The organism is Microbacterium sp. (assembly GCF_036566905.1).
Taxonomy (GTDB): Bacteria; Actinomycetota; Actinomycetes; order Actinomycetales; family Microbacteriaceae; genus Microbacterium.
In genome coordinates, this window is sequence record NZ_DATCVK010000168.1 from 1 (window position 1) to 10318 (window position 10318).

At 70.8% G+C, this 10318-nt stretch carries 13 protein-coding genes; all 13 read right to left on the minus strand.

The genetic code is table 11. The features are described from left to right. A partial coding sequence (locus VIP82_RS12515; RefSeq protein ID WP_331909044.1) for a PH domain-containing protein occupies window positions 1-733 on the minus strand: 733 nt, incomplete at its 3' end. Next, window positions 730-1311: a PH domain-containing protein gene (locus VIP82_RS12520; protein ID WP_331909046.1), complete on the minus strand. Its 582-nt coding sequence runs from the start codon at window positions 1309-1311 to the stop codon at window positions 730-732. The genes VIP82_RS12520 and VIP82_RS12515, both read right to left, overlap by 4 nt. Continuing rightward, window positions 1253-1750 (minus strand): DUF3180 domain-containing protein, encoded by a 498-nt coding sequence (locus VIP82_RS12525; RefSeq protein ID WP_331909048.1) that lies wholly within the window; start codon window positions 1748-1750, stop codon window positions 1253-1255. The genes VIP82_RS12520 and VIP82_RS12525 overlap by 59 nt, the downstream gene beginning before the upstream one ends. Further along, window positions 1747-2307 carry a 2-amino-4-hydroxy-6-hydroxymethyldihydropteridine diphosphokinase gene (folK, locus tag VIP82_RS12530; RefSeq protein ID WP_331909050.1) on the minus strand — a complete coding sequence of 187 codons (561 nt, stop codon included), beginning with the start codon at window positions 2305-2307 and terminating at the stop codon, window positions 1747-1749. Before folK ends, VIP82_RS12525 begins: the two co-directional genes overlap by 4 nt. Then, window positions 2304-2699, minus strand: a complete 396-nt coding sequence (folB, locus tag VIP82_RS12535; RefSeq protein WP_331909052.1) for a dihydroneopterin aldolase — start codon at window positions 2697-2699, stop codon at window positions 2304-2306. Before folB ends, folK begins: the two co-directional genes overlap by 4 nt. Next, complete coding sequence (gene folP, locus VIP82_RS12540) at window positions 2672-3505, minus strand: dihydropteroate synthase (protein ID WP_331909054.1); 834 nt, start codon at window positions 3503-3505, stop codon at window positions 2672-2674. The genes folB and folP overlap by 28 nt, the downstream gene beginning before the upstream one ends. Beyond that, window positions 3502-4107, minus strand: coding sequence for a GTP cyclohydrolase I (gene folE / locus VIP82_RS12545; protein ID WP_331909056.1), 606 nt, complete (start codon window positions 4105-4107; stop codon window positions 3502-3504). The genes folP and folE overlap by 4 nt, the downstream gene beginning before the upstream one ends. Before the next feature lie 9 nt (window positions 4108-4116). Then, a complete protein-coding gene (ftsH, locus tag VIP82_RS12550) occupies window positions 4117-6123 on the minus strand; it encodes an ATP-dependent zinc metalloprotease FtsH (protein ID WP_331909058.1) in 2007 nt (668 codons plus the stop codon). Window positions 6124-6368: 245 nt separating this feature from the next. Continuing rightward, a complete protein-coding gene (gene hpt / locus VIP82_RS12555) occupies window positions 6369-6920 on the minus strand; it encodes a hypoxanthine phosphoribosyltransferase (protein WP_308866026.1) in 552 nt (183 codons plus the stop codon). A gap of 10 nt (window positions 6921-6930) precedes the next feature. Continuing rightward, complete coding sequence (locus VIP82_RS12560; protein ID WP_331909060.1) at window positions 6931-7383, minus strand: hypothetical protein; 453 nt, start codon at window positions 7381-7383, stop codon at window positions 6931-6933. A gap of 66 nt (window positions 7384-7449) precedes the next feature. Further along, window positions 7450-9348, minus strand: a complete 1899-nt coding sequence (locus tag VIP82_RS12565; protein ID WP_331909062.1) for an alpha/beta hydrolase — start codon at window positions 9346-9348, stop codon at window positions 7450-7452. Next, window positions 9345-9614 (minus strand): hypothetical protein, encoded by a 270-nt coding sequence (locus VIP82_RS12570; protein ID WP_331909064.1) that lies wholly within the window; start codon window positions 9612-9614, stop codon window positions 9345-9347. Before VIP82_RS12570 ends, VIP82_RS12565 begins: the two co-directional genes overlap by 4 nt. A 107-nt stretch (window positions 9615-9721) precedes the next feature. Then, window positions 9722-10318, minus strand: a 597-nt coding sequence (locus VIP82_RS12575) for a tRNA lysidine(34) synthetase (RefSeq protein ID WP_331909066.1), incomplete at its 5' end; no start/stop codon positions are given.

Below are 10318 nucleotides of genomic sequence, written 5' to 3' on the forward strand. Positions count from 1 at the left end.
GCGGGCCGGGGGCGCCCGCGGGCCCGGCGGCCGCCGACAGGCGACGCCCGGACGCGAGGCGCAGGATGTCGGCGCGGACGGCTTCCGCGTTGGCCGTGGACAGGTACTCGAGCTTGACGTTGGCGTCGGCCCCCGCACCGACGACCTCGAGCTTCGCCATGCCGAGCAGCCGCGCGATCATCGGACGGGTGAGGTTGACGCCCTGTACGCGGTCGAGCGGCGCGCGGCGCTGCGTGCGGAACAGGATGCCGCTGCGCACCTCGACGTCGTCGTCGGTGATGCGGAACGTGTGGAAGCGCCACGAGGTGTAGAACACGGCGACGAGCACGATGAGCGCCGCGAGCACCGCGAGTCCGGCCAGCACGTAGAGGTTGTTCGCGATGATGAAGTCGATGGGGTCGCCGCCCGCGCCTTCCCACTCGCCCACCTCGTCCTCGATGTCGGGGGCGAGCCACGGCAGGAAGATGAACACGAGGCGATCGCGCAGGTTCGCGAAGATGATGCCGATGACGACGATCAGGAACAGCCCGCCGCGCAGCAGCGGCGTGAGCGGGTGCAGGCGATGCCACTCGCCGTCGCTGAGCGGAGAGCGGACGAGCTGCGGCGGGGGCGCGCCCGGGACGCCGGGCGAGGCACCCGGGACGCCAGGCGAGGCACCCGGGACGCCGGGCGAGGCACCCGGGACGCCAGGCGAAGCGCCGGGACCTTCGACGGGGCCGGGTATCGAGGTCATAGACCCGTGCGCCGACTCTCGGCGACCTCGACGAGGTGGTCGCGGAGCGTCTCGGCGGTGGACTGCTCGAGCCCGGGGATGACGACGCCGGTTGCCGCGGCCGCGGTGACGAACTTCAGCTGGGCGATGCCGAAGCCCCGGTCCAGCGGACCATGGGTGATGTCGATGAGCTGCATGCGACCGTAGGGAACGGCCACGAAGCGCTGCCACAGGATGCCGCGGCGGAACACCAGGTCGTCGTCGCGCAGCTGGTAGCCGATGGAGCGGGCCTGGCGCGGCAGGATCACCAGGGTCCACGCCAGGATCACGGTGAGGATGCCGCCCGGGATCCAGGCCCACAGCTGGTGCATCAGCAGCGTCAGCACCAGAGTCGCCGCGATGACGAGCAGCAGGAACGAGCCGGTCGAGATCAGCTGCACCGTCACGTACTTCGGCGAGATCTGGTGCCAGACACCGCCTTCGAGAGCGAGCCGGTTCTCGGAGCGCGGCTCGACGATCCGCTCGAACGTGCTCCCCGCCTCAGTGGTCGTGGAGGCGGGGCTCGAGTCCGGGGTCGTCGCCTCCGGGCTGTTCGTCATCGTCGTCCTTCCGGATGGTGCACAGGTGCTCCGCGACAAGACCCGCGGCGACCAGCAGGGCGCCGCTCACGGTCGTCGCGATGACCGCTCCCAACGAGCCTAGCGAGGGCGTGACGGGCCGGGTCGCCAGGAAGACCCACAGCCCTGCTCCCACTCCGCCGATGGCGGCGCCGACGATGCTCGAGGCCTTCGCCAGCATCGCGATGCGCACGGCTCGGAACGGGTCGACCTTCGAGGTCGAGGTGCCGCGCGTGGCGCGACGGATCGGGATCGCGAGCGCGATGACGAGAGCTCCGAGCAGCACGAGGAGGATCGGCAGCGTGACCGCCGGAGTGAACGTGGCGCGTCCCGCCGACGTCAGGAGCTGGTCGACGAGGAAGCCGGCCGCGACGCCGAGGATCGCGGAGATGGCCAGCACGCCGGCACCGGTGCGCTTCATCGCCGCCTCGCCTCACGCAGCCGTCGGAGGGCGTCGTCGACACGACCCGCGCCCGGGAGCACGGCATCGGGGTCGACCGCGAGCCACGGCCCGAGCACGAAGTCGCGCTCGGCGGCGCGGGGGTGGGGCAGCAGCAGCCGCGGGTCGTCGCTGACGACGTCTCCGTAGGCGATGAGGTCGAGGTCGAGCGTGCGATCCTCCCAGCCGGGCTCGCTCGCCGTGCGCGCCGCGGAGCGCACGCGGCCGTGCCGCTGCTCGATCGCGTGGAGGTATCCCAGCAGCACCGACGGGGCCAGGCGCGTGGTGACGATCGCCACGGCGTTCAGATACGCCGGCGCGGCGGCATCCGGCCCGTCCGGCTTCATCGCGACCGACTCGATCGGCTCCGACACGCGCACGGCGTCGACGAGCGGCACGCGGGCCAGGTCCTTGATCGCGGCCGTCATCGTCTCGGCGCGCTCGCCCAGGTTCGCCCCCAGGGCGACGACGGCCTCGACGGGTCCGCGCGGATGACGCTCGACGTCGCCGTCGAAGCCCTGAGCCAGACGGCGGTTCACACGGCCCCCGTCTCGACGAGCACTTCGCGCCGGGCCCGCCGGATCGTCACCGACACGTCGGCGAACGGCACCGTGATGGGCGCCTGGGGCTTGTGGACGGTGACGGCGACCATCTTCACGCCGTCGCGCGCGAGCAGGTCGTCGGCGATGCGCGCCGCGACACCCTCGATGAGGTTCAGCGGCTCGGCGCCGACCAGCTCGACGATGCGTTCGGCGACCTCGCCGTAGTGGACTGTGTCGGCCACGTCGTCGGACTCCGCCGCCTGCGCCGTGCTCACGTAGAGGGTCGCGTCGATCACGAACTCCTGGCCCTCGCGACGCTCGTCGGCGAACACGCCGTGGTACCCGAAGGCGCGGACACCGGTCAGCGTGATCTCGTCGATGAAGTCCATCGGCTTCCTTCCTCCCAGGCACGAGCGACGATGAGAGCATCGCGCGTGCCGGCGACATCGTGCACGCGTACCGCCCATGCTCCCGCCTGAGCGGCGAGCGCACTCGTCACCGCCGTCGCGAGATCCCGGCGGGCCTCTGCGGCATCGGCGGGGTCGTCGGCGAGCGCCTCGGCGAGGAACTTCTTGCGGCTCGTGCCGAGCAGCACGCGCGGCCCGACGCCGACGAGGCGGTCGAGCCCGCGCAGCATCGCCCAGTTCTGGGCGCCCTTCTTGCCGAAGCCGATGCCCGGGTCCAGGATCACGCGCGATGGAGCGATGCCGGCGGCTGCCGCCGCCTCGACGCGGGCGCGGAGCTCGGTGACGACCTCATCCACGACGTCGCCGTACTGGGCACGCGCGTACATGTCGGTCGAGTGTCCGCGCCAGTGGCTGAGGGCGATGTCGGCGTCCGTGGCCGCGACCGCCGCGAGCATCTCCGGATCGGCCAGGCCACCCGACACGTCGTTCACGATGCGCGCCCCCGCCTCGACGGCGGCGACCGCGGTGGACGCGTTCATGGTGTCGATGCTGACGGCGACGCCAGCGTCGACGAGCGCCCGCACGACGGGGAGCACGCGCTCACGCTCGACGCGCGGGTCGATGCGCTCCGCACCGGGGCGCGTCGATTCGCCGCCGACATCGAGCAGGTCGGCGCCGTCCGCGCGCAGCCGCAGCCCGTGCGCGACCGCGTCCGCGGCATCCAGGTAGCGTCCGCCGTCGCTGAACGAGTCGGGCGTCACGTTGACGATGCCCATGATGAGCGTCATCCGCGGATCCCCGAGGACCGCGAGGCGCCGATCAGCGCGACCAGCTCAGCACGCGCCGCGGGCTCTGCCAGCTCGCCGCGTGCGGCGATGGTGACGGTCGACGCGTCGGGCTGGCGCCCGCCGCGCATCGTCACGCACTCGTGCGTCGCCTCGAGGACGACCAGCACACCGCGCGCGTCGAGGGATGCCGCGATCACGTCGGCGATCTGCTCGCCGAGACGTTCCTGCACCTGAGGTCGCGACGAGAGGATCTCGACGACCTTCGGCAGCGCTCCGAGCCCGACGACCTGCTCGCCGGGCAGGTACGCGAGATGCGCGTGGCCGCGGAACGGCAGCAGGTGGTGCTCGCACACGGAGCGGAACAGGATGTCGCGCAGCATGACCGCACCGGACGGCAGCGTGTCGGGGGCGGGCCCGCGCGACACCGAGATGGTGCGCGCGAGCGGGGCGGCGGCATCCTCTCCGACTCCCGCGAAGAATTCGGCGTACGCGTCGGCGACGCGCTCGGGCGTCTGCCTCAGTCCGGGGCGCTCGGGATCTTCGCCGATCGCCTCCAGCAGCTCGCGCACGAGCGCGGCGATGCGCTCACGGTCGACGGCCACAGGCCGAGCCTACGCGGTCGCGGGGCGCGCCTGTCCGGACGGACGACGCTTGGGCGCCTTCTCGGCGGCCGGCTGCTCGGCCTCGACGCTCGCGGCGAGGCCCGCGTCGTCGCGGCGCTGCGGCACGTCGATCGGGGGCAGGGTCGACGGCGGGCGCTGCTCGCTCGACAGCCACTGCGGGCGCGGCGGAAGACGCTTGACGTCCTTGAAGATCTCGGCGAGCTCCAGGTGGTCGAGCGTCTCCTTCTCGAGGAGCTCCAGAGCCAGCTTGTCGAGCACGTCGCGGTTCGCGTTGATCACCTCGTAGGCCTCGTTGTGGGCCTGCTCGATGAGGTCGCGCACCTGCGTGTCGACGCGCTCGGCGATGCGCTCCGAGAACTCGCGGCCGTGACCCATGTCGCGGCCCATGAACACCTCGCCCGACGACTGCCCGAGCTTGACCGGTCCGATGTCGCCGGTCATGCCGTACTCGGTCACCATCTTGCGGGCGATGTTGGTCGCCTTCTCGATGTCGTTCGACGCACCCGTGGTGGGGTCGTGGAACACGATCTCTTCCGCGACGCGGCCGCCCATCGCGTAGGTGAGCTGGTCCTGCAGCTCGTTGCGGGTGACGGAGTACTTGTCGTCGAGCGGCAGCACCATCGTGTAGCCCAGCGCCTTGCCGCGCGGGAGGATCGTGACCTTCGTGACCGGGTCGGTGTGGTTCATCGCCGCCGCGGCGAGCGCGTGACCGCCCTCGTGGTACGCCGTGATGAGCTTCTCCTTGTCCTTCATCACGCGGGTGCGGCGCTGCGGGCCGGCGATCACACGGTCGATGGCCTCATCGAGCGCGCGGTTGTCGATCAGCTGCGCGTTCGAGCGCGCGGTGAGCAGGGCGGCCTCGTTCAGCACGTTGGCGAGGTCGGCACCGGTGAAGCCGGGGGTCTTGCGGGCGACGACCTCGAGGTCGACGCCGTCGGCCAGCGGCTTGCCGCGGCCGTGCACCTCGAGGATCTTCCTGCGGCCCTTGAAATCGGGCGCGTCGACGCCGATCTGACGGTCGAAGCGGCCGGGACGCAGGAGAGCCGGGTCGAGGATGTCGGGGCGGTTGGTCGCCGCGATCACGATGACGTTGACCTTGGGGTCGAAGCCGTCCATCTCGACGAGCATCTGGTTGAGCGTCTGCTCGCGCTCGTCGTGACCGCCGCCCATGCCGGCGCCGCGGTGGCGGCCGACGGCGTCGATCTCATCGATGAAGATGATGGCCGGCGAGTTGTCCTTGGCGTTGTTGAACAGGTCGCGTACACGGCTCGCGCCGACGCCGACGAACATCTCGACGAAGTCCGAACCCGAGATCGAGTAGAACGGCACGCCGGCCTCTCCCGCGACGGCGCGGGCCAGGAGCGTCTTGCCTGTTCCGGGAGGGCCGTACAGCAGCACGCCCTTCGGGATGCGGGCGCCTACCGCCTGGAACCTCGACGGGTCCTTGAGGAAGTCCTTGATCTCTTCGAGCTCTTCGATCGCCTCGTCGGAGCCCGCGACATCCTGGAAGGTGACCTGCGGCATCTCCTTCGTCACGAGCTTCGCCCGAGACTTGCCGAACTGCATGACCTTGCTGCCACCGCCCTGCGCGCTGGACATCAGGAACCAGAACAGCAGGCCCAGCAGCAGGATCGGGAGAAGGAGCGACAGGAATCCGTCGAACCAGGTCGCGCGCGGCACCGCGTCGTTGAACCCGTCCTTGGGGTCGGCCGCGTTGACCGCGTCGACGACCTCTGCGGCGCGGGCGGTGACGTAGTAGAACTGCACGTCGGTCGCGCCCTCGTACTCCTTCGAGAGCTTCATGTCGACACGCTGATCGCCGTCGGTGTTGACGACCTCGGTGACGGTCTCACCGGAGAGCAGCTCGAGACCCTCCTGCGTGGAGATCTGCTTCGCACCGTTCAGGCTCGAGATGAGCGAGAACCCCACGATGAGGAAGACCCCGATCAGCAGGACGTAGAAGAGCGGGTTGCGGGTGATCTTCTTGAAGTCCATGGCGCGGGCGAGAGCCCGACCCCTTTCGTCGACGTGCCATCGAGGACAGGAGAGCGCCCGTCGACGGTTGAATCAGGGTATCGCGCGCTTCCTAGGCGTCGACTGTGCATTCGCCCCGGGCGTAATCCCAGAGTCCAGGGCGTTTCGTCTCGGTCGTTCCTCCCTCGCCCAACGACCGGTCGTTGAGCGAGCGACGGTCGTTGAGCGAGCGAAGCGAGACGAAACGCAGAGACGAAACCCGCTGACTACGAGTAGACGTGAGGTGCGAGCACCGCGACGTCGCGGAGGTTGCGGTACTTCTCGGCGTAGTCGAGGCCGTAGCCGACGACGAACTCCGTCGGGATGTCGAAGCCGACGTACTTGCAGTGCACCTCGACCTTGGCCGCCTCGGGCTTGCGGAGCAGTGCGAACACCTCGACGGATGCCGCGCCGCGGGCCGCGAAGTTCTCCAGCAGCCAGCTGAGGGTGAGGCCCGAATCGATGATGTCCTCGACGATCAGCACGTGCTTGCCGAGGATGTCGGTGTCTAGGTCCTTGCGGATCTGCACGACACCGCTGGACTTGGTGCCGGCGCCGTACGACGAGACCGCCATCCAGTCCATCGTGATGTGCTTCGTGAGCGCACGGGAGAAGTCCGCCATCACCATGACCGCGCCCTTGAGGACGCCGACCAGCAGCAGATCCTCGTCCGCGTAGTCCGCGTCGACCTGCGCCGCGATCTCGTCGAGCTTGGCCCGGATCTCCTCCTCTGTGACGAGGACTTCCGTGAGGTCGCTGGAGACGTCGGCCGCGCGCATGGGGATGAGTCTACGTGCCGGAGGCGTCGGCGCCACGGACGGTCTGCGGGCTGACCACGAGCACCTCGACGACCTCGGCCATCTCCGGCCGCGTCTGCACCCACGTCACCTCGATGTACCACTCGCCGCTGTCGAGGTCCTTGCGGAACCCGTCTGTGATGCGGGCGCCGCCTTCGGTCTCGCGCACCGTCGACTCACGCCACCCGTCGGCGGTGAGCCCGGCGGCGATCGCCGCGGCGGCGTCGGCCGAGGCATCCGTCTCCGCCGCGAGGTTGAGGTTCTCGCGTGCCTGCCACCAGGCGGCGTCGGATGCCGACGCCGCTCCCTCGGTGGGAGCGTATCTCGGCTCGGACTCGGAGAAGCCGGACTGGGGATCGAGGTCCGCCGGAATCAGGCCGATCGTCTCGGTGAGGAGGCGGTCCGCCTCGGTCTGGTACTCGTCGAGCCGGCTTTCGGGCGTCATGCTGCATCCTCCCAGGGCGAAGGCGAAGAGGGCGACGGCGACGGCGGCGAGGAGTCGGCGCACGGCTCAGTCGACCTCCGTGTAGACGGGTTCGTAGTCGTCGCGGTCGATGCCGTCGATCGTGATCGGCTGCCCACCTGCGACGATGATCTCGTTCTCGGCGTACACCTCGGCCTGCCCGCCGGTGATCACCGCGACCATGTTCTCGAACGCCGTCGAGCCGGGCGTGTAGAGCGAGCTGTGGCTGTCGATCGCCGACGGAGTGCCGTTTCCCGGGACGTTGTAGTCCTCGATGTCGTCGCTGTCGGCGCGTGTGGCGTCGATCACGCCGGTCTCGAGGCGCGTGACCCCGTCGGCGGTGAGCGTCGACTGCCCGTGGAGGGCGTGCAGGTCGCCCTCGCGGCCCTGGATGAGTCCGACGACCATGTCGTTGCGGCTCATCATCGCGTAGTGGGGCACGTCTGAAGTATGCGGGAAGTCGTCCACTCCCGAGACACCGTCGCCCATGCCCGCTGCGGCGACGTAGAGCACCCGGTCGGCGCGCAGCCCCGCCGCTTCGGCGAGCCCGACGGCCGCGCCGCCGTAGCTGTGGCCGAGCACGGTCAGCGTCGCGCTGCCGGGGACGGCGATGCCTGCGGCGAAGTCGCGCAGCCGCGGCGCGAGGTCGTGCGAGTACGACGTGCTCATCGCCTCGGGGATGGACTGCGGGAACGCCCCGCCCGCCCACTGGAACACCGCGGTGCTGGGGCCGGCTGCCGCCTGCAGGTCGGCGGCGCGGTCGTCGCCGAAGTCGGTCATGTTCGATCCGGTGCCGGGAACCGAGATGGCGACCGAGCGCACCCATGACGGGATGTCGCCGGTCACCGGGTCGAGCGGCCCGTGATACGTCGCGATGGCCTGATGCGACGGGTCGAAGACCACCACCCGGGCGCCGGTCTCGGTGCGCACCGCCCCGGTCTCGTCGACGACCTGGATCTCCTGCGTCAGCAGACCCTGGTAATAGTCGATCAGGCGCTGCTGCTCGGCGATGAGGTCGTCGTACACCTGCTCGACCGAGCCCTGGCCGTAGTAGGAGCGGTCCACTGCGGCGTCGCGCAGCCGTTCCAGCCGTTCGATCTCGGCCTCGCGGGCGGCGATCTCGTCCTCGATGTTGAGGCGGTTGGCGGCGACGCGGTCGCCGATGGGGATGCCGTCGAGATTGCCGATGACGTGAGGCGACGCGGCGATCAGCGCATCCTTCTCCGCCCGGTCGAGGCTGTCCCAGACCTGCCTGATGAGCTCGGGGTCGCCGAGCGCGGCGATCTGCTCGGCCGTCACGGCGTCGGTGTCGCCGGCCCACAGCGCCGTCGCGGCGACGAAGCCTCCGGCACCGACGACACCGTCGTGGGTGATCTCGGCGATCAGCGGGATGCCCGACAGCCGCGCGGCCGTGTCGTGGTCGAGCTGGTCGCGTTCGTCGCGCAGCGCGTTGTAGGCGTCGCGCGAGCCGCGGTAGTCGTCGATCGCCCCCTGCCAGCGGTCGATAAGCGACGGGTCGTCGAGATAGAGCCACGACGGGAGCACGTCGTCCCACTCCAGCGCCCAGCCCACGACGAACTCCGACGCGGCGTTGAGCGCGATGGAACGCCGCGTCTGGATCGCCGCGTAATCGGACTCGGCCTCATCCAGTGCCGACGCAGCGCGGCGCTGCAGGTCGGCCAGCGCGTCGGCGTACTCGTCGAGCACCCCTGCGGCCTCGTCGGCGGCGTCCGCGACGTCGCTGAAGCGGCCGACGACCACGGTGATGCGCGGCCGCAGCGCGTCCACGCTGACGGCCGTGACGGGGGTGAGCGCGCGCAGCGCGCTGTGCGCGTGGGTGCTGCGGTCGCGCTCGGCACCGGCTCGGGCGCGGAAGAACCCGGCGAGATCGCGGATCCCGTCGACGCTGCCCTCGCCGGGGTCGGCCGCGAGGCCCGGCAGCGTCATCCCGGGGCCCCGGCCAGCTGGGCGTCCAGTGCGCGCAGCTCGGTGTGGACGGTGTCGACGTCCACCGAGAGGTCGTGGCCGACGCCGGCGAGCGCGCTCATGGCGTGACGGATGACGGCGTCCACATCGCCCAGGGCGGACTCGACGACCGGCGACCCGAGGGCGCCGAAGGCGGGACAGAACCCGTCGGCCGGGGCGTCGCCCGCCTCCTGCAGGTTCAGGACCGCCTCGGCGAAATCTGAGTCTGCGAACTCGACGTCTGCCATGATCGCCCCACCCTATCCGGGTGCGGGCTGTGGCCCGGAGGGGACAATTCCCCATGCTCATCCGGGGCACGCGCGCCGGTGAGCATGCGCCCACGCGTGCCCGCAGGTCAGCGTGCGGTGAACTCGATGCGTCCGCCGACGCGGCGAGCGCGGCATCCGGGAAGGTCGATCGGCCCCTGGCCCGACCAGTCGGTGACGAGGCGCGCCACCTCGAGCGTCTGCGACCGCGCGAGGCTCTGGTGGAACTCGCTCGCCACCACGTGACGGATGATGCGGTTCCGCAGCGCGGCGGGGTTCGCCGCGAGGGCCGCGACCGACACGGAGATGCCGGCTTCGGCGTGCTCGACGATGTCTTCGATCGTCTCGTCGATCATCTCGTCGAAGGCGTCGGCGTCTTCGCGCAGCTGCGCGGCCGTGCGGGCGAGCGCCTCGGCGATGCCTGGGCCGAGTTCGGCCTCGAGCACGGGCAGCACCTTCTCGCGCACGCGCACCCGCGCGAAGCGGGGATCGGCGTTGTGCGGGTCGTCCCACGGGTCGAGGCCCTCGGCTGCGCACGCCGTGCGCGTCGTCGTCCGCCGCACGTCGAGGAGCGGGCGCAGCAGGCGAACGCCGTCGAGATCCGCGCCCGCGGCCATCCCCTGCAGGCTGGTCGCGCCGGCGCCGCGCGCGAGTCCCAGCAGCACCGTCTCGGCCTGGTCGTCGAG

Excerpts from the sequence above, each read along its gene's own strand:
- VIP82_RS12525 (WP_331909048.1), bottom strand. The coding sequence starts at position 1,750 with ATGAAGCGCACCGGTGCCGGCGTGCTGGCCATCTCCGCGATCCTCGGC.
- VIP82_RS12565 (WP_331909062.1), bottom strand. The coding sequence starts at position 9,348 with ATGACGCTGCCGGGCCTCGCGGCCGACCCCGGCGAGGGCAGCGTCGAC.
- VIP82_RS12520 (WP_331909046.1), bottom strand. The coding sequence starts at position 1,311 with ATGACGAACAGCCCGGAGGCGACGACCCCGGACTCGAGCCCCGCCTCC.
- ftsH (WP_331909058.1), bottom strand. The coding sequence starts at position 6,123 with ATGGACTTCAAGAAGATCACCCGCAACCCGCTCTTCTACGTCCTGCTG.
- folP (WP_331909054.1), bottom strand. The coding sequence starts at position 3,505 with ATGACGCTCATCATGGGCATCGTCAACGTGACGCCCGACTCGTTCAGC.
- folB (WP_331909052.1), bottom strand. The coding sequence starts at position 2,699 with ATGGACTTCATCGACGAGATCACGCTGACCGGTGTCCGCGCCTTCGGG.
- hpt (WP_308866026.1), bottom strand. The coding sequence starts at position 6,920 with ATGCGCGCGGCCGACGTCTCCAGCGACCTCACGGAAGTCCTCGTCACA.
- VIP82_RS12570 (WP_331909064.1), bottom strand. The coding sequence starts at position 9,614 with ATGGCAGACGTCGAGTTCGCAGACTCAGATTTCGCCGAGGCGGTCCTG.
- VIP82_RS12560 (WP_331909060.1), bottom strand. The coding sequence starts at position 7,383 with ATGACGCCCGAAAGCCGGCTCGACGAGTACCAGACCGAGGCGGACCGC.